This window comes from Collimonas sp. NPDC087041 (genome assembly GCF_044745265.1).
In the GTDB taxonomy this organism is placed as follows: Bacteria; Pseudomonadota; Gammaproteobacteria; order Burkholderiales; family Burkholderiaceae_D; genus Collimonas.
The window spans coordinates 43500-60582 of record NZ_JBIUZX010000003.1 but is presented as its reverse complement, the minus strand read 5'-3'; the positions used below and the strand labels follow the sequence as shown (position 1 = coordinate 60582).

Annotated in this window: 16 protein-coding genes; 5 read left to right on the top strand and 11 right to left on the bottom strand. The window is 59.6% G+C overall.

The window, feature by feature from the left end; genetic code table 11:
- The first annotated feature begins 15 nt into the window (after positions 1-15).
- On the top strand, positions 16-1389 hold the full coding sequence (locus tag ACIPF8_RS06130; protein WP_400418361.1) for a carbohydrate-binding protein: 1374 nt from the start codon (positions 16-18) through the stop codon (positions 1387-1389).
- Positions 1390-1510: 121 nt separating this feature from the next.
- Here ACIPF8_RS06130 and ACIPF8_RS06125 read toward each other — a convergent pair whose 3' ends face one another.
- The 7 genes from ACIPF8_RS06125 to ACIPF8_RS06095 form a co-directional block, all read right to left on the bottom strand.
- Positions 1511-2602, bottom strand: coding sequence for a tartrate dehydrogenase (locus ACIPF8_RS06125; RefSeq protein WP_400418358.1), 1092 nt, complete (start codon positions 2600-2602; stop codon positions 1511-1513).
- Positions 2603-2761: 159 nt separating this feature from the next.
- Entirely contained in the window at positions 2762-3046 is a 285-nt protein-coding gene (locus ACIPF8_RS06120) for a copper-binding protein (RefSeq protein WP_400419454.1), read from the bottom strand.
- Between the two features lie 129 nt (positions 3047-3175).
- On the bottom strand, positions 3176-4534 hold the full coding sequence (locus ACIPF8_RS06115) for a multicopper oxidase family protein (protein ID WP_400418355.1): 1359 nt from the start codon (positions 4532-4534) through the stop codon (positions 3176-3178).
- Complete coding sequence (locus ACIPF8_RS06110; RefSeq protein ID WP_400418352.1) at positions 4531-5943, bottom strand: TolC family protein; 1413 nt, start codon at positions 5941-5943, stop codon at positions 4531-4533. Before ACIPF8_RS06110 ends, ACIPF8_RS06115 begins: the two co-directional genes overlap by 4 nt.
- Before the next feature lie 102 nt (positions 5944-6045).
- Entirely contained in the window at positions 6046-6453 is a 408-nt protein-coding gene (locus ACIPF8_RS06105; RefSeq protein ID WP_400418349.1) for a hypothetical protein, read from the bottom strand.
- A 21-nt stretch (positions 6454-6474) separates the two neighbouring features.
- A complete protein-coding gene (cueR, locus tag ACIPF8_RS06100) occupies positions 6475-6870 on the bottom strand; it encodes a Cu(I)-responsive transcriptional regulator (RefSeq protein WP_400419451.1) in 396 nt (131 codons plus the stop codon).
- Between the two features lie 4 nt (positions 6871-6874).
- Entirely contained in the window at positions 6875-9355 is a 2481-nt protein-coding gene (locus ACIPF8_RS06095; RefSeq protein WP_400418347.1) for a heavy metal translocating P-type ATPase, read from the bottom strand.
- Positions 9356-9580: 225 nt separating this feature from the next.
- Between ACIPF8_RS06095 and ACIPF8_RS06090 the strand changes: the two genes are divergently transcribed.
- Both ACIPF8_RS06090 and ACIPF8_RS06085 read left to right on the top strand, forming a co-directional pair.
- On the top strand, positions 9581-10186 hold the full coding sequence (locus tag ACIPF8_RS06090) for an amino acid synthesis family protein (protein WP_061535200.1): 606 nt from the start codon (positions 9581-9583) through the stop codon (positions 10184-10186).
- Positions 10187-10317: 131 nt separating this feature from the next.
- The gene (locus ACIPF8_RS06085) at positions 10318-10515 is read left to right on the top strand and encodes a heavy-metal-associated domain-containing protein (protein ID WP_400418344.1); all 198 of its coding nucleotides are present in this window, start codon (positions 10318-10320) and stop codon (positions 10513-10515) included.
- A gap of 80 nt (positions 10516-10595) precedes the next feature.
- On the opposite strand, the gene ACIPF8_RS06080 is transcribed toward ACIPF8_RS06085, so the two are convergent.
- The 4 genes from ACIPF8_RS06080 to yjgA are packed head-to-tail and all read right to left on the bottom strand — an operon-like array spanning position 10596 to position 13592.
- On the bottom strand, positions 10596-11264 hold the full coding sequence (locus ACIPF8_RS06080) for an alpha/beta hydrolase (protein ID WP_400418341.1): 669 nt from the start codon (positions 11262-11264) through the stop codon (positions 10596-10598).
- 45 nt (positions 11265-11309) lie between these two features.
- Positions 11310-12356 (bottom strand): TRAP transporter substrate-binding protein, encoded by a 1047-nt coding sequence (locus ACIPF8_RS06075; RefSeq protein ID WP_400418338.1) that lies wholly within the window; start codon positions 12354-12356, stop codon positions 11310-11312.
- 38 nt (positions 12357-12394) lie between these two features.
- Positions 12395-13000 (bottom strand): molybdopterin adenylyltransferase, encoded by a 606-nt coding sequence (gene mog / locus ACIPF8_RS06070; RefSeq protein ID WP_400418335.1) that lies wholly within the window; start codon positions 12998-13000, stop codon positions 12395-12397.
- Positions 12987-13592, bottom strand: coding sequence for a ribosome biogenesis factor YjgA (gene yjgA, locus ACIPF8_RS06065; RefSeq protein ID WP_400418332.1), 606 nt, complete (start codon positions 13590-13592; stop codon positions 12987-12989). The genes mog and yjgA overlap by 14 nt, the downstream gene beginning before the upstream one ends.
- A 76-nt stretch (positions 13593-13668) precedes the next feature.
- Here yjgA and pmbA point away from each other — a divergent pair, with 76 nt between their 5' ends.
- Together pmbA and ACIPF8_RS06055 are read left to right on the top strand one after the other, a co-directional pair.
- Positions 13669-15033: a metalloprotease PmbA gene (gene pmbA, locus ACIPF8_RS06060; protein ID WP_400418329.1), complete on the top strand. Its 1365-nt coding sequence runs from the start codon at positions 13669-13671 to the stop codon at positions 15031-15033.
- 464 nt (positions 15034-15497) lie between these two features.
- Entirely contained in the window at positions 15498-17045 is a 1548-nt protein-coding gene (locus ACIPF8_RS06055; RefSeq protein ID WP_400418326.1) for a sugar ABC transporter ATP-binding protein, read from the top strand.
- The last annotated feature ends 38 nt before the right edge of the window (positions 17046-17083 follow it).

The window sequence follows — 17083 nt, the reverse complement described above, 5'->3', positions numbered from 1 at the left end:
GAGGAGAATGGACGCATGAGAACAAAAGTATGTAGCGCCTTGTTGCTGGGACTGATGAGCAGCTTGCTGGCAGGTTGCGGCGACGGCGGTTCGCAAGATACCGGGAGCGCCAGCCAGAAGCAGTTTGTCCCTAGCGCGAAATCCAGCGTACCGACGTGCGCCGCCGCTTGGGACGCCACCATTGCATACACTGGCGGCCTTATCGCCAGTTACAACAGTGTGAATTACACCGCAAACTGGTGGACGCAGGGGAATAATCCGTCTACCAACAACGGCGGCAGCGGTAGCGGACAGCCGTGGACTTCTGATGGCGCTTGCAGCGCTACAACCCCGACGCCAACACCAACGCCAACGCCAACGCCAACGCCAACGCCAACGCCAACGCCAACGCCAACGCCAACGCCAACGCCAACGCCAACGCCAACGCCAACGCCAACTCCGACACCAACTCCGACACCAACTCCGACACCAACTCCGACACCAACGCCTGGTTTTGTGTTCAGCCCATACAAGGATGTCACAGCCGACGCCAACTGGAACACCGGCGGCATGCAAAGCACTGCAACCGGCACGTCGCTGCCAGTGACCAGCGCCATGCCAGCGCACAATACTGTGCTGACCTGGGCGTTTGCAACCGGTGGATGCGGTTCCGAAAATTGGGGCGGCATTACGCCGGCGCAGATTGCCACCAACGTGCAATCCTTCGTTGCGGCGGGCAAGAAATATATCGTCTCCACCGGCGGCGCGGCAGGTGCATTCACCTGTACGTCCGATGCCGGTTTCGCCACCTTCATCAACACGTATAACTCCGCCAACCTGATCGGCATCGATTTCGATATCGAAGACGGCCAGAGCCAATCCGACATCAACAATCTGGTCGCACGTGTCCAGGCTGCCCAGGCGACCTATCCGAACCTGCGTTTCAGTTTCACCATTGCCACGCTGGCGACCAGCCAGAGCGGCTCTGCCACTGCGGTAGACATGGGTTCGAGTTCACCTAATCCATTGGGTGCGATGGGGATCTCGGTAATGCAGGCGATTCAGGCAGCAGGCCTCAAAAACTACTACGTCAACCTGATGACGATGGATTACGGCGCGGCCACCACCGGCAACTGCGTGATCAGCGGCGGCGCTTGTCAAATGGGGCAGTCGGCGATTCAGGCGGCGATGGATTTCCATAACTATTACAAGATCCCTTACAGCCAGATCGAACTGACGCCAATGATCGGCGCCAACGATACTGCCGGAGAGACCTTCACCCTCGCCGATACCGACACCTTGTCGGCATGGGCTAAAGCGAACGGACTCGCGGGCTTGCACCATTGGTCGTTCGACCGCGATACCAGCATGAGTTTCACCAACCAGTTCATCAAGGATCTTGGACTGTGAGTGTTCGACAGTTGTTTTGATACAGAGCCGGCTCTCGCGAGCCGGCTTTTTTTGTCGCTACAGTATTGGTGTACTTCTTTAGTGATTCTCGTTGAGATTCATCACTGAGAATACACAGGCCTCAAGTGTCTTCGCTGATGCGGCGAGCGATGGCTTCGCCCATCTCGGTAGTGGATGCACTGCCACCCAGATCGGCAGTGTGCGGCCCACTCGCCAACACGGACTTGATTGCCGCTACGATAGCGTCATGTGCTTGCCGGCCGGCGCCGCTGCTGCCCGTGAGGAAATCGAGCATCATGGCTCCCGACCAGATCATGGCGACCGGGTTGGCGATGTTTTTGCCGTAGATGTCGGGCGCAGAGCCGTGCACCGGTTCAAACAAGGATGGGAAATCGCGTTCCGGATTCAGGTTGGCCGATGGCGCCAGGCCGATGGTGCCAGTGCATGCCGGCCCCAGATCGGAGAGGATATCGCCGAACAGATTGGAGGCGACCACCACGTCAAAGCGCTGCGGTTGCAAAACGAAGCGCGCGCACAAAATGTCGATATGCTGCTTGTCCCAGGAGATATCTGGATAAGCAGCGGCGACTTCCGCCGCCCGGGCATCCCACCAAGGCATGGAAATGGAAATGCCGTTGCTTTTGGTGGCGACGGTGACGTGCTTGCGGGCGCGCGTCCTGGCCAGTTCGAATGCATATTTAAGCACCCGCTCGGTGCCGCGCCGCGAGAACACTGCCTGCTGCATGACGATTTCATTTGGCGTGCCTTCATACATGATGCCGCCGACCGAGGAATATTCTCCTTCGGTGTTTTCACGCACGATCATCATGTCGATATCCCCGGCCTTGCGTCCCGCCAGCGGACTATGTACGCCTTCGAACGTCTGCGCCGGGCGCAGGTTGATGTACTGGTCGAATTCGCGCCGGAATTTCAGCAGCGAACCCCACAGGGAAATGTGGTCGGGAACGATGGCAGGCCAGCCGACTGCGCCAAAATAAATCGCATCCATCGCCGACAGTTGCGCTTTCCAGTCTGCCGGCATCATGCTGCCGGTTTGAGCGTAGTAATCGCAGCTGGCCCAGTCGAACTCCGTCAGCTCCAGCGTGATGCCGAAGCGTTTGGCGGCGGCGCCAAGCACGCGCAAGCCTTCCGGCATGACTTCCTTACCGATGCCGTCGCCGGGAAGTACCGCGATCTTGTATGTGGTGTGCATTTTCTTGCTTTCATTGGCGTTGGCGGCGCAGGGGAGGCCGCCCTTGTTCACATGCCGAGACAGGGCGCTATTTTCACCCTGTTTTGGACTATAACCCGTATTCCTAAGGCTGGCCAAATGATGGCAAGTGCGAGTGCATCTCCCCTATGCGGGCGAGCACTATTCGCTCGCCTGCATTTGCATGACAGTCAATGCGCCATTGGCTTTCCCGGCGATAAAGTTGATTTTGTCGCCGACTTTTACCTGATCCAGCATTGCCGGATCCTTTACCCGAAAAACCATCGTCATCGGCGGCATGTCCAGGTTCGTCAGCGGTCCGTGCTTGATCGTGATCTTACCGGCTTCCTTATCGATTTTTTTTACTTCGCCGACAGATACGGATGCCGCATCCAGCGATTTCATTTCGGCGGTGGAAGTGGATTTTTCGATTACATTGGCCGCCATCGCTGCAGACGGAATATTCAGCCAAGCGACCGACATAAAGGCGAGTGTCGCAAACAAAATGGAACGGATTTTCATAAAAATTTCTTTGTTGTATGTTGTGTAAAAAATATTGTTTGAGGATGATCGCGTTCAGGACTTTTGGCGCGGCGTACCTGCTGCGCGTTTGATGTCCGGGGCCTGGGCGGCCGCAGGCATGGCGGCATCACCGCCTTTCCATTCATAGGCGACGCTGCCGGCCGGATGCTTGTACCAGCCAGGATCTTTGTAATCGTTGCTGGCGAGACCTTTGCGCACCTTCACCGTGGTGAACATGCCGCCCATTTCAATACCGCCAAACGGGCCGCTGCCGGTCATCATCGGCAAGGTGTTGTCCGGCAGCGGCATTTCCATGTCGCCCATTGATCCGCCCTTGTCGCCCATGACCATGTAGTCGGGGATCAGCTGGTTGATTTTCTTGAGGACGGATTTCTGGTCGACGCCGATCATGGTCGGCACATCGTGTCCCATCGCATTCATCGTGTGGTGCGACTTGTGACAATGCAGCGCCCAGTCGCCGGGCTCGTCGGCATTGAATTCGATCGCCCGCATCTGACCCACCGCGATGTCAGTGGTGACTTCCGGCCAGCGGCTGGCCGGCGGGGTCCAGCCGCCGTCGGTGCCGGTCACCACGAATTCATGGCCGTGCAGGTGGATCGGGTGATTGGTCATGGTCAGGTTGCCGACCCGGATTCGCACCCGGTCGTGCTGCCGCACCACCAATGGATCAATGCCGGGAAAGGCGCGGCTGTTCCAGGTCCACAGGTTGAAGTCGGTCATCTCATTGACGCGCGGTGTAGCGGCGCCCGGTTCGATGGCATAGGCATTCAGCAGGAACACGAAATCGCGGTCAACCCGCATCAGCGACGGATCTTTCGGATGGGTGATCCAGAATCCCATCATGCCCATCGCCATCTGCACCATTTCATCTGCGTGCGGGTGATACATGAAAGTGCCGGCGCGTCTCGCCGTGAATTCATAGACGAAGGTCTTGCCGGGCGGGATGCCGGGCTGGGTCAGGCCGGTGACGCCGTCCATGCCGTTCGGCAGGCGCTGGCCGTGCCAGTGCACCGAGGTGTGTTCCGGCAGTTTGTTGGTGACGAAGATCCGCACCCGGTCGCCCTCGACGACCTCGATGGTCGGCCCCGGGCTTTGGCCGTTGTAGCCCCATAGATTGGCTTTCATGCCAGGGGCAATCTCGCGTACCACCGGTTCCGCCACCAGATGGAATTCCTTGATGCCATTGTTCATGCGCCAGGGCAGCGTCCAGCCATTCAATGTGACCACCGGCTGATAGGGGCGGCCATTGGCAGGATTCAACGGCGCTTGGGTGGCGGCCTGGGTTTGTAGCACCGCTTCCGGCAGGCTGGCGGCGCCGATACGGCTGACGGCGGTGGCGCTGACCGCGAGTGCCGAGCCTTGCAGGAAGGCGCGTCGTGACAGGTTGCTCATGGTTGTTTTCCTTGTGTTTGCGGTGTGCCGGGCACGTTGTCCAATGGCGCTGAAAGCGGCGCCAGAGGCCCACCCAACGCCAGTTGCATTTCGCTGTCGGCGATCCAGAAATCGCGGCTGGCATCGATCGTGGCGTTGACCGCATTGGCTTGTTCGCGGGCGTCGGCCAGCAGTTCGAACACGCTCGACAGCATGCCGTTGTAACGCAGCAGATACTCATCCGAGATGCGTTTGCGGAGCGGCAGCACCTGGTCGCGGTAATGTCGCGCCAGGTCGTAGGCGGTCAGGTAGTTCTGATAGGAAGCGCGCACCTGCGATTGCGCATCCGTTGCGGTTGCCGCCAGGCGATGCGCTGCCTGCATATAGATCGCTTCGGATTTGGCGACGCGCGCGCTGCCCCAATCGAACAAGGGAATTTCCAGACTGACCTGATAGCCGGTTTCGCGCGAGGCGCCTGGCTCAGAGTTGTGCAGATAAGCCAGCTCCATCACGTTGATGAAGCGGGTAGCGCGGTTCAATCCGAGTGTGGCTTGCAGGCCGTAGACTTCCAGTTTCGCTGCGGCGATATCGAGGCGCTGCGTCATGGCCTGCGTCTCCGCATCCTGCAACGATGGCCGCGAGCGCGGTAGTTCCGGCAACTGCTGCGGCAACTGGAATCCACTTTGCGCGCGACTCAAGCCGAGCAGGCGGATCAGTTGTTCTCGGGCCATCACCGCCTGCTGCCGCGTGCGCGCCAGTTGCACCACGGCGTCAGCATGGAAAGCCTGTTCGCGGCTCAGTTCCAACTGGTTGAAATTGCCGGCCTGCGTCATCTTGAGCGCCAGCTCACTACCGGCAGCAGCGGCGCTTTCCACCTGCTCTTGATAGCGCACGCTCTGTATCGCCGCCACGTTTTGGTAGTAGGCGTTGCGGGTCTCGGCGGCCACTTGCAGGATGCGGTTGGCGGTGTTCAGTTTGACGATCTGGAACTGCCTGCGCTCGATTTTTGATGTTGCCGGCAGTGTCAGCAAGCCCATCACAGCCATCGAAAAACTGCGGTCTATCTTTATGTCGTCGCCGCTGCGGGTGCGGCCGAAACTGAAACCGGGATTCGGCAAGCGGCTGGCTTGCACCAGGTTGGCCTCGGCGATTCCGAGTTCTTCGTAATCGGCTAGCAGGCTACGGTTGCCTAGCAAGGCGATCTGTACCGCGTCATCTACCGATAGCGGCTTTTGCAGCAATTTCTCGATGATCTGGCGGGTTTCACCTAACTCCGCCTCCGAGCGCGGTCGCTCTGGCGTTTGTCCCAGGCGTTGTCTGGCGATTTCGCTGACTTCGCCAAAGCCTTGGTCGGCGCTCAGGCTGGCGCAACCGGTCAGGGCGGCCAGCAACGCGGCAGGCAGCAGGCGCCTGCGCATGAAAGTGAACATGAAATCCTCGTTAACGAGGCAGCGCATGGCCCCAGGGCGATGCATTGCCAATCAATCAGGCTTGCCGTTCCCGTATGGGCGGCAAGATACTTGAATTGAAAATTAAGCGAGGAGTGAGGGAGGTCGTTCGGGGTTTTCCGGCATGTAGCCGACAAAACCCGAAAGCGGGAAAGGAATCGCGTGTGTGATCGCCAGTGCTTGTGTTGCCGCCAGCGTCGATGGCATCGGAATCACGCCGATACAGCAAGCGGCGCAGGAACTGCAGGAGTGGGATGCCTTGTCATGCGCGCCGTTGTGGTGATCGCCTTGCATCGATGTCGACGTCAAGCCGGCACTTTGCAGATCGGCATGATGATGCGGACTTGCGTGCATCGTTGCAGCGGCGGTGCGTGCCGCCGTCACATTTTCCGAGCCGCAAAAAACCATCGCCGCCGCGGCATATCCCTGTAAGGGGATGGCCAGCGCCAGCAGCAGGATCAGCAGGGTTTTCAGGCGAGTGATGGAAAACATGATGGGGGATTCTAGCATCGATTACAGCGTTTGCTGCGCCAGGCCTTCCAGAATCGGACAATCGGGCCGGGCATCGCCATGGCAGTTGCAGGCCAGTTGTTCCAGGGTGGCTTTCATCGCCTGCAGCTCGCGAATCTTGTCATCCAGCTCGCCGATATGCGTCAGCGCCAATTGCTTGACCTTGCTGCTGGGGCGCGACTGGTCGAGCCAGAGCCCGATCAGTTCGGCAATCTGTTTCATCGAAAATCCCAGCAGCCGGCTTTGGCGGATGAAGCGCAGCAGATGGATGTCGCGCTCGTTGTAAGTGCGGTAGCCGGCGTCGCTGCGGCTGGCTTTCGGGATCAGGTCGATTTCTTCGTAGTGCCGGATCATCTTGGCCGAGACGCCTGATGCCAAGGCGGCATCGCCGATATTCATGGCATTAGCGGACATTTTCGATTTCCTTTGACGTTGAAGTTGTTGACGAAGCCGACGATGTCGATTGCGGCGCTGCCGGCCGCCAACGCTTCAGCAGCAGGGCATTGCTGACCACGCTGACGCTGCTGAACGCCATCGCTGCGCCGGCCAGTATCGGGTTCAGATAGCCGAGCGCAGCCAGCGGAATGCCAATCAGGTTGTAAATGAAAGCCCAGAACAGGTTCTGGCGGATCTTGTGATACGTGCGGCGCGAGATATCGATGGCATCGGCCACCAGGCCCGGATCGCCGCGCATCAAGGTGATGCCGGCGGCTTGCATGGCGACGTCGGTGCCGGTCGACATGGCGATGCCGACATCGGCCGCAGCCAGCGCCGGCGCATCGTTGATGCCGTCGCCGACCATGGCGACCACGCTGCCGCCAGATTTCAACTCGGTGATCGTTCTGGCCTTGTCGGCCGGCAGGATTTCGGCATGGATCTCACTGATGCCCAACTGTTTGCCGACTGCGTTGGCGCTGCCGCGATTGTCACCGCTCAGCATGGCGACCCGGATCGACAGCTGTTGCAAGCGCTTGATGGCATAGGCGGCGCTCGGTTTGACCTGATCGCCGAAGGCCAACAGGCCAATGACGACCGGCTTGCCGTCTTGCGTTGCGGCTAGCCAGGAAATAGTGCGGCCTTCGGCTTCCAGTGTTTTGGCATCGCTTGCGAGGGCGCCGAGTTCGACGCCCAGTTCCTGCATCCAGCGCGAACTGCCCAGATAACATTGCTGCGCGCCGACGCTGGCTTGCACTCCGCGTCCGGCAACCGCCTTGACCTGGCTGGCATCGACTGTCGGCACAATCTCTTGCAGTTTGGCGGCCGCCAGCACAGCCCGCGCCAACGGATGTTCGCTGTTGCGTTGCACGGCCGCGGCCAGCGCCAGCAGGGCGCTTTCTTGGCCTGGAGTGCTGGGCAATGCAGCCAGCAGCGTCGGCTGGCCGATGGTCAGCGTGCCGGTTTTATCGAAGGCGACAACATCGATCTTATGCGCGATTTCCAATGCCTCGGCATCCTTGATCAGGATGCCGTAACGCGCTGCGACGCCGGTGCCGGCCATGATCGCGGTCGGCGTGGCCAGTCCCAATGCACATGGGCAGGCGATCACCAGCACGGCCACCGCGTTCAACAGTGCTTGCTGCCAGTCGCCGGTGCTCAAGCCCCATCCGAGCAAGGTAAGGGCGGCGATCAACAGCACTACCGGTACGAAAACTGCGCTGACCTGATCCACCAGACGCTGGATCGGCGCCTTCGCAGCTTGCGCATGTTCGACCATACGGATGATGCGCGCCAGCGTGGTTTCGGCGCCGATGGCCGTGGTGTTCACCAGCAGCAAACCCTCGCCATTGATGGCGCCCGCCGTGACGTGGTCTTGCGCTTGTTTCGCAATCGGCAAACTCTCGCCGGTCAGCAGCGATTCGTCGACATGGCTTTGTCCTTCTTGCACCACACCGTCTACCGCAATGCGTTCGCCGGCGCGCACCACCACCAGGTCGCCGATCTGCAGCGCGGTGATGGCGATCTCGCGATCAACGCCATCGCGGCGCACCGTGGCGCGTTCAGGCCGCAGCGCGTTCAAGGCCCGGATCGCATCGGCAGTCTGGCGCTTGGCGCGGGCTTCCAACCACTTGCCAAGCAACACCAGCGTGATCACCGCCGCCGACGCTTCGAAATACAGGTGCACCATTGCTCCATGCTGCGATGACATCGACAACAACTGATACAGCGACAAGCCATATGCGGCGCTGGTGCCGAGCGCCACCAGCAAATCCATATTGCCGCTGCCTGCCTTCAACGCGCGCCAGCCGGCGCGGTAGAAGCGGGCGCCGAGCCAGAACTGCACCGGCGTCGCCAGCGCCAGTTGCCACCAGCCCGGCAAAGCCCAGTCGCTACCGAACGGCATCAGCAGCATCGGCAACACCAATGGCAGCGTAAACAACGCCGCCAGCGCAACCGGCCACCAGCCTGGCAGCGCAGTCTTGCTAACCGGCGATTCTGAAGTTGATGTTGCGGCGGGAACCGTGGCCTCATAGCCGGCGGCTTTGACCGCTGCGATCAGACTTTCAAGCGGCACTGCGCCGGCAGTCGTCAGCGTGGCTTTTTCCGTGGCCAGGTTGACCGCCACGCTTTGCACGCCGGCGACTTTATACAAAGCCTTCTCGACCCGGCTGACGCACGAAGCGCAGCTCATGTCCGCAATATCCAGCGTAATTTCCTGTTGCTTTACCTGGTAACCGGCCTGTTCCACAGCAACCACCAGAGGGCCAATGGTGGTGCCGGCATCGGCTTGTACGGTCGCCAGTTCAGTCGCCAGGTTGACGCTGACATCCTGCACTCCGGCAACCTTATGCAGGGCTTTTTCGACACGGGATACGCAGGAAGCGCAGCTCATGCCGTCGATCGGCAAACGGAATTCGGTCAATGGAGTTGCGCTGGTGCTGCTCATGATGGGCCGCCTGGTGAGTGGATATGCTTGCATGATCCACCTTCCCATGATGGGAAGGTCAAGCACAATTTTAACAGCCGGCGGTTTTGTGCGTGGTTGACAGTCAGTTTTGCGGCGAAAAGCTCTACCGGCTATACGCGTAGCGCTATATGAGTAGAGGCGGCGGCACGTTACGATTCCTGTCCATCGAATTTTTCAATTCAATCAACTTCTCAGGAATACATGATGTCCAAGCCGGCAAATTTCGAAAATTATCATATTCGCAAGTGGTACACCCAGATCGACGACACGCTGGCCAATGAGTCCGGCGTGCTGGCTGACGGCAATCCGCTGCGCAAGATCGTGATTGCCGCCGCCATCCACAATCCCTACGCCGGCCGCTTCAGTGAAAATCTCGACCTGATCCTGGCCAATTCGCCGGCACTGGGTCACGAATTCGGCCGTCGCATCGTCGCCGCGCTGGGTAATGACCAGGTGGAAAGCTACGGCAAGGCTTGTATCGTCGGCATCGGCGGCGAATACGAGCACGGCAACGCCTTCCTGACACCAGCCATGGTCATGCCGATCCGTGAAGCTATCGGCGGCGGCAAAGCCTGGATCCCGTCATCCGGCAAACGCGGCGTGCCAGGCACTGAACTGGATATTCCACTGGCGCACAAACATGCGCTGTACGTGCCGTCGCACTACGACACCGTCACCACCCAGTTCTTCGACGCACCGAATGCCGACGAAGTCGTGGTGGCGTTTGCAGTGGCTACCCGTGGCCGCCTGCATGCACGCCTGGGCGGCTTGAAAGCCAATGAAATTGAAGGAAAGAACGGCCTGAACTAAACAGTTCAGCGCGACCGGCAGTGATTTCGATCGTTGGATTTTGCGTTTTTTCAGTTGCTGCTTGACCTTGCTACGATGGGAAGGTTTATAGTTGATCCAAGTGACCAACCAAGCGAGAACGGAGTAATAAAATGATCGAATTCAATGTGCAGGACATGACATGCGGCCATTGCGCCGGCCGTATCACCAAAGCCATCAATGGCGTCGATGAAAGCGCCAAGGTCGATATCAAGATCGAAGGACGGACTGTCTCGATCGAGAGCGAGGCGTCGGCCGACGAATTGGCTGAAGCCATCCGTGACGCAGGTTACACGCCGCTGGCGCGATGATCTGCAATATCTCGTAAAAAAGCCCGCTTGCAAGAGCGGGCTTTTTTTATATCGAATTTATACCGGATTCATGTCGGCATTCAAGCCAGCACGCGGCGCAGCCAATTCCCGATATCCGCCACTTCTTCCGCACACACCGAGTGCGGCATCATGTATTCATGCCATTCGACCTGATAGCCGAGTTCACGCAGCAGGTCGCGCGATTTTTCTGCGCGGTCGATTACTACTACGGGATCGACGCGGCCGTGAGCCTGGAAAATCGGGGTGTGCTGGTTGGCCGCGTGGCGCTCGGCGGCGATCTTGTCGCTGAGCGGCAGGTAGCCGGACAGGCACATCAGGCCGGCCAGTTTTTGTGGATAGCGCAAGCCGGTTTGCAGCGTCATCGCGCAGCCTTGCGAGAAACCGGCGATCACGATTTTATCGGCGGCGATGCCCAGCGCGATCTGTTGCGCGATCAGGGCTTCGATTTCCAGCTGCGACTTGCGCAGGCCGGCTTCGTCTTCACGGCGGATCAGGTCGGTGGTCAGGATGTCGTACCAGGCCGGCATGACGTAACCGTTGTTGATGGTCACCGGCATGGTTGGTGCGCTCGGGAAGACGAAGCGGATGCCGGGGCAGCCGCTCAAATCCAGTTCCTTGACGATCGGTACGAAATCGGAGCCGTCGGCGCCGAGGCCGTGCATCCAGATGACGGCAGCGGTCGGATTTTCTGAGGTGGAGATTTCCAGGGTTTTGAGCGTGCTAGACATGAGGTATTCCGAATAGGAGATAAGTGGTTGATCGTTGGCGCGGTTTTATTGGGCGGCGCTGGCGCTCAGTTTGCCCTTGAGGCAAACGCCGACGATATCGGCGGCATTGGCCTTTTGCTGCCAGGCGGCGAGCTGGCTGCGCGCGGCGTTGTGCAGGCTGTCCTGGATTGCCGCTGCCGGCGCCAGGTTGAGCGTCATCTTGTGCTCGCGCATGCGCGCGTAATTGGCTTCGATGCGATCCTTGACGTTGCTCCAGGAAGCATCGGCGGTGCGCTTGGCGGCTTCGGTCAGGGTTGCCTTCTGCTGCGGCGAGAGCTGCTGCCAGACGTCGCGGTTGATCACGGTGTAGCTGAGCGGAATCGAGTAATTGATGGCGCTGAAATTACCGAGATGATCCCACAGGTGGTTACCGGCGCCGCCGTCGCCCGACGACAGCACCGCATTCAATTCGCCCGCAGCCAGTTTGGGCGGGACCGCCGAAAACGGCAGGTTGACGCTGTGCGCGCCGGCCAGTTCGAAGACGCCGCGGCTATTGTCGTCGTAGGTACGGATCTGCAACGCCTGCAAGGATGCCAGGTCGGTCAGCGGCTTCGCCGACCAGATGCCGGATGGCGGCCACGGCGTGACATACAGCAGGTGCAGATTGAGCTGGTCGAGATGCTGTTCGACGGCAGGCTGGGCGCAATTGGTGAGCCCCTTGGCGTCGTCGAAACTGTTGACCGTGAATGGCAGCGAGGACAGCAGGAAGAAAGGATCGCTGGCGCCGACGATGCCGGCAAACAGCGTCGCCATCTCGACCTTGCGCTCGCTGACGGCGCTGACCTGGGCATTGCCCTTGAACGGATTGTTGGCTTCCTGTTCGGTCTCGATCGCCAGCGTATCTCCCGCCAGTTGCTTGACGGTCGCGGCGAACTGCAGGTCGGCAGCCGCGGTGACCGAGGTGGCCGGGTATTCGTTGATCAGGCGCAGGGTTTGCCGGGTTTGCAGTGCCTGCTGTGCTGCGACGGGCAGTGGCGCGTTCAGCGCCAGGGGCAATGCAGGCAGGAGCAGGGCGAGTGTCAGGCGAGACTGGGAACGGGCCGTTGGCAACATGGGTGCGGTTCGCTAAAGTGGTTGGGCCAAAAGAAAACTTATGCGTTGCTTGGCTTGATCGCTGATTTCGGCCGGAACGCCTTGCAGACGGCTTCGTTGGTTTCGATGTACGGACCACCGATCAGGTCGATGCAATAAGGCACGGCGGCGAAGATGCCCGACACTTTCTGCTTGCCGTCGGCATCCTTCAAACCTTCCAGGGTTTCCTTGATCGATTTCGGCTGGCCTGGCAAATTCAGGATCAGCGCTGCGTGATCGGCGCTTTCGCGGATCACGGCAACTTGCCGCGAGAGGATTGCGGTCGGCACGAATTGCAGGCTGATTTGCCGCATCTGTTCGCCGAAGCCGGGCATTTCCTTGGTGGCTACCGCCAGCGTGGCTTCCGGTGTCACGTCGCGCCGCGCCGGGCCGGTGCCGCCGGTGGTCAGCACCAAGTGACAATGCTCCTGGTCCACCAGTTCGACCAGGGTTTGTTCGATCACTGCGCGCTCGTCTGCAATCAGTCGGGTTTCGACTTGCCATGGGCTGCTGAGTGCGGCGCCGAACCATTCCTGCAGGGCCGGAATGCCTTGATCCTGATAGACGCCGGCGCTGGCGCGATCGGAGATCGATACCAGGCCGATTTTCAGGCTAGTTGTGCTCATCGTGCTGGTCTTCGTCATCTTGATCGACGCCGTCGTCACCTTCCTGCGCGGATGATTTCTGCAATTCCTTCAGCAGCTGGAAAATTTCGCGATACGCTTTCGGCGGCTTGTTCTCGGCCTGTTCCTTGCGCGCATTGCGGATCATCGTGCGCACTTGCTGCACATCGAGTTCCGGGTGCTTTGCCAGCAGTTCGGTCAGCGCGCCGTCGTCTTTCAACAGGCGATCGCGGTGGCGTTCCAGTGCGTGCATGGCGGCGGTGTCGGCTTTCGACAGGCCACGCCAGCTATCCAGGGTTTTCTGGATTTCTGCGATTTCGTGCGGCTCCAAAGTACGCATTTTCTTGCCGACGTACTGAGTCTGGCGGCGGCGTCCTTCGTGGTCCTTGATTTGCTGGCATTCGAGGATGGCGTCGCGCACATCTTCCGGCATCGGCACCCGCTTGACGCGGTCGCGCGATTCGGCAATCAGCTCTTCGCCGAGCTTCTGCAATGCAGTCATCTCGCGCTTGAGCTGGGACTTGGAGGGACGGTCGTATTCTTGTTCGAACTCACTGGACTGAAAGCCGCAGGAGCCCCGATTGGGATTTGGCATGATGTTAAGGGTACTTCCATACTGTAAACGACTGCTATGATAACCGTTTTATACCTTATTCAAAGAAAACCGACCCATGAGCGACTCCGTATTCATTCATAGCCAAGAGCAGTTGCAACAACTTGCGCAGGACGTTTTGCGTTATGCGCGGGAAAAAGGGGCCTCTGGCGCCTCTGTCGAGATCAGCGAAGGCAGCGGGCTGTCGGTAGGGGTGCGCAAGGGTAGCGTCGAGACCATCGAGCAAAACAAGGACAAGGGCATGGGCGTCACCGTGTACCTGGGCGAGGAAGGCCATACCCGGCGCGGCAATGCCAGCACCTCCGATTTCTCGGCCAAAGCGCTGCAGGACACGGTTGAAGCGGCATACAACATCGCCCGTTTCACCGCCGAAGACGATTGCGCCGGCTTGCCGGATGTTGATACTTTGGAAATGAATCCGCTGGATTTGAAGCTGTGCTCGCCGTGGCTGATCACTGCAGAAGAAGCTGTCGAATTGGCAAAACGTTGCGAAGCGGCAGCATTTGCCGTCGACAAGCGCATCACCAACAGCGAAGGCGCCGGCGTCTACGCCCAGCAATCGCACTTTGTCAGCGCCAATTCGCGCGGCTTCATGGGTGGTTATCCATTTTCGCGGCACACCATTTCGGTAGCGCCGATCGCCGGCAAGGGCGCCCACATGCAGCGTGACGACTGGTACTCGTCGATGCGCGATCCGCAGCAGCTGGCCAAGCCGGAAGCGATCGGTCGCTACGCTGCAGAGCGTGCATTGGCGCGGCTTAACGCGCGTCAGCTGGACACGCGCAAGTGCCCGGTGCTGTTCGAGGCGCCGCTGGCGGCCGGCTTGCTGGGGGCATTCGTGCAGGCGGTGTCCGGCGGTGCGCTGTACCGCAAATCGACATTCTTGCTGGATACGCTGGGCAAGTCGGTGTTTGCACCGCATATCCAGATCCTGGAGGATCCGCACGTGGTTGGCGCGGTGGGTTCGGCGCCGTTCGATGAGGAGGGCGTCAAGACCCAGCGTCGCCAGGTGGTCAAGGATGGCGTGGTGCAGGGCTACTTCCTGTCAACCTATTCGGCGCGCAAGCTGGGTATGAAGACCACTGGCAATGCTGGCGGCTCGCACAATCTCAGCATGACGTCGTCGCTGACTAAATCTACTGATGACTTCAAGGCGATGCTGAAAAAACTCGATACCGGCTTGCTGGTGACGGAGTTGATGGGGCAGGGCACCAACTACGTGACCGGCGATTACTCGCGCGGCGCTTCCGGTTATTGGGTGGAGAAGGGCATCATCCAGTACCCGGTCGAGGAAATCACGATCGCCGGCAACATGAAAGACATGCTGGCGCAGATCGTCGCCATCGGCGCCGATACGCTGATTCGTGGCACCAAGCAGACTGGTTCGGTGCTGATTGAAAGCATGACTGTGGCCGGAAACTGATTGAAATATTCCTGCTGAAGAGCCGCTTCGAGCGGTGCCGACTGCATCCGAAAACACCTCCTTCGCGGAGGTGTTTTTTTGCCTGAGCGTTTTTAATTGTCCAAATATCAATAAAAGCAAGCGCTTGCGCAAGCGCTTGCTTTCCTCTAATATTGATCGCAAATCAGGTCGTCAATACTGATCTGGAGTCTTTCCAGTGGTGTTGCGACTTAGCTAAAAAACAAAGAAGCCAGGAGACAAATCCATGCATATCCCGTATCCGGGGAGGGCGTCGCCGCCCGCTCTCGTGTCACGTAAAAATCTGGTATTGAGCGATCGCTCACGCGCAGACGCTTGCATATCGCTGCTGTCTTCTGATCGACCATTGGTCGATTTCCAATATTTTCGTTCGGTCGTGTAGCTGTTTCGGCGATTTGGTCATTTTTGAAAATGATTGATCGCTCCATCAAAACGAGGGCTTGTTGATGAAATCTGAATCAGGCGCAACGCCAATTCTCGAGATGCGCGGCATCTCCAAGACGTTCAGCGGTTTGCGGGTGTTGAAGGAAGTTGACCTGACCGTCTACGCTGGTGAAGTCCACGCCCTGATGGGCGAGAATGGCGCGGGCAAGTCGACGCTGATGAAGGTGCTGTCCGGCGCCCACCAGGCTGATACCGGTGGCGAAATCCGCATCGATGGCCGGCGGGTAGTCAATTACGGTCCGCGCGCTGCCAAAGAGCACGGGGTTGCGGTCATTTACCAAGAGTTGAGCCTGTGCCCGAACCTGAGTGTGGCGGAAAACATCTATCTGGGGCGTGAATTACGGCAAGGCTGGAGCGTTGACCGCAAGGCGATGGAGGCCGGCTGTGTCGATGTGTTGAAACGCCTGGGCGCGGATTTCACGCCGCTCACCAAGGTCAGCAGCCTGTCGATCGCCGAGCGCCAACTGGTTGAGATTGCGCGGGCGATCCATGCTCACGCCCGCATACTGGTAATGGACGAACCCACGACACCATTGTCTTCCCGTGAGACTGATCGTTTGTTCGCATTGATCCGCCAGTTGCGCCAGGAAGGCCTGGCGATCGTCTACATCAGCCATCGGATGGCGGAAATCTACGAATTGTCGGACCGGGTTTCGGTGCTGCGTGACGGCAAGCATGTCGGCATGCTGGAGCGGGATGACCTGTCGGCCGAGGCGCTGGTGAAAATGATGGTCGGGCGTGATTTGTCCGGCTTCTACAAGAAAGAGCATGCGCCTTACGATCCAGGCAATGTTGTGATGCGGGTGCGCGACATGGCCGATGGGCGGCGCGTGCGCGGCTGCAGTTTCGATTTGCATGCGGGCGAAGTGCTGGGCATTGCCGGCCTGGTCGGCGCCGGCCGTACCGAACTGGCGCGCCTGATCTTTGGCGCCGATCCGCGTATTGCCGGCACGCTCGAAGTGGCGGGGCAAGCCGTCAGCAATCTGCGCGGCCCGGCTGACGCCATTCGCGCCGGCGTGGTGTACCTGACCGAGGACCGCAAGGCGCAAGGCCTGTTCCTCGACATGAGCGTACGCGACAACATCAACGTTTGCGCCTGCGTGCCGGATGCCGGCCATGGCGGCGTGCTGGACCGGCGGCGCGGCGCGCAGCGTGCCGCCGAGGCCATCAAGTCGCTATCGATCCGGGTTGCTTCGCCTGGCGTCAATGTCGGTGCGCTCTCCGGCGGTAATCAACAGAAAGTGCTGCTGGCGCGCCTGCTGGAAATCAAGCCGCATGTGCTGATTCTTGATGAACCGACGCGCGGTGTCGATATCGGCGCCAAGTCCGAGATCTACCGAATCATCAACGAGCTGGCCAATGCCGGCATCGGCGTGGTGGTGATTTCGAGCGAACTGCCGGAAATCGTCGGCACCTCGGACCGCGTGCTGGTGATGCGCGAGGGCGAGCTGGTGGCCGAACTAGGCGGCCATTCGGGACGCGAGATCACCCAGGAAAACATCATCGAACTGGCCACCGGCGCACAGCAGGTGCAGCCGCAAGCCGCGTGAGCAGAATCGACATCATGAACCAGAACAGCCAGGAGACA

What these genes read in the sequence shown, in the direction of transcription:
- ACIPF8_RS06130 (WP_400418361.1), top strand. Translation starts at nt 16, where the DNA reads ATGAGAACAAAAGTATGTAGCGCCTTGTTGCTGGGACTGATGAGCAGC.
- ACIPF8_RS06125 (WP_400418358.1), bottom strand. Translation starts at nt 2,602, where the DNA reads ATGCACACCACATACAAGATCGCGGTACTTCCCGGCGACGGCATCGGT.
- ACIPF8_RS06120 (WP_400419454.1), bottom strand. Translation starts at nt 3,046, where the DNA reads ATGGCGGCCAATGTAATCGAAAAATCCACTTCCACCGCCGAAATGAAA.
- ACIPF8_RS06115 (WP_400418355.1), bottom strand. Translation starts at nt 4,534, where the DNA reads ATGAGCAACCTGTCACGACGCGCCTTCCTGCAAGGCTCGGCACTCGCG.
- ACIPF8_RS06110 (WP_400418352.1), bottom strand. Translation starts at nt 5,943, where the DNA reads ATGTTCACTTTCATGCGCAGGCGCCTGCTGCCTGCCGCGTTGCTGGCC.
- ACIPF8_RS06105 (WP_400418349.1), bottom strand. Translation starts at nt 6,453, where the DNA reads ATGTTTTCCATCACTCGCCTGAAAACCCTGCTGATCCTGCTGCTGGCG.
- cueR (WP_400419451.1), bottom strand. Translation starts at nt 6,870, where the DNA reads ATGAATATCGGCGATGCCGCCTTGGCATCAGGCGTCTCGGCCAAGATG.
- ACIPF8_RS06095 (WP_400418347.1), bottom strand. Translation starts at nt 9,355, where the DNA reads ATGAGCAGCACCAGCGCAACTCCATTGACCGAATTCCGTTTGCCGATC.
- ACIPF8_RS06090 (WP_061535200.1), top strand. Translation starts at nt 9,581, where the DNA reads ATGTCCAAGCCGGCAAATTTCGAAAATTATCATATTCGCAAGTGGTAC.
- ACIPF8_RS06085 (WP_400418344.1), top strand. Translation starts at nt 10,318, where the DNA reads ATGATCGAATTCAATGTGCAGGACATGACATGCGGCCATTGCGCCGGC.
- ACIPF8_RS06080 (WP_400418341.1), bottom strand. Translation starts at nt 11,264, where the DNA reads ATGTCTAGCACGCTCAAAACCCTGGAAATCTCCACCTCAGAAAATCCG.
- ACIPF8_RS06075 (WP_400418338.1), bottom strand. Translation starts at nt 12,356, where the DNA reads ATGTTGCCAACGGCCCGTTCCCAGTCTCGCCTGACACTCGCCCTGCTC.
- mog (WP_400418335.1), bottom strand. Translation starts at nt 13,000, where the DNA reads ATGAGCACAACTAGCCTGAAAATCGGCCTGGTATCGATCTCCGATCGC.
- yjgA (WP_400418332.1), bottom strand. Translation starts at nt 13,592, where the DNA reads ATGCCAAATCCCAATCGGGGCTCCTGCGGCTTTCAGTCCAGTGAGTTC.
- pmbA (WP_400418329.1), top strand. Translation starts at nt 13,669, where the DNA reads ATGAGCGACTCCGTATTCATTCATAGCCAAGAGCAGTTGCAACAACTT.
- ACIPF8_RS06055 (WP_400418326.1), top strand. Translation starts at nt 15,498, where the DNA reads ATGAAATCTGAATCAGGCGCAACGCCAATTCTCGAGATGCGCGGCATC.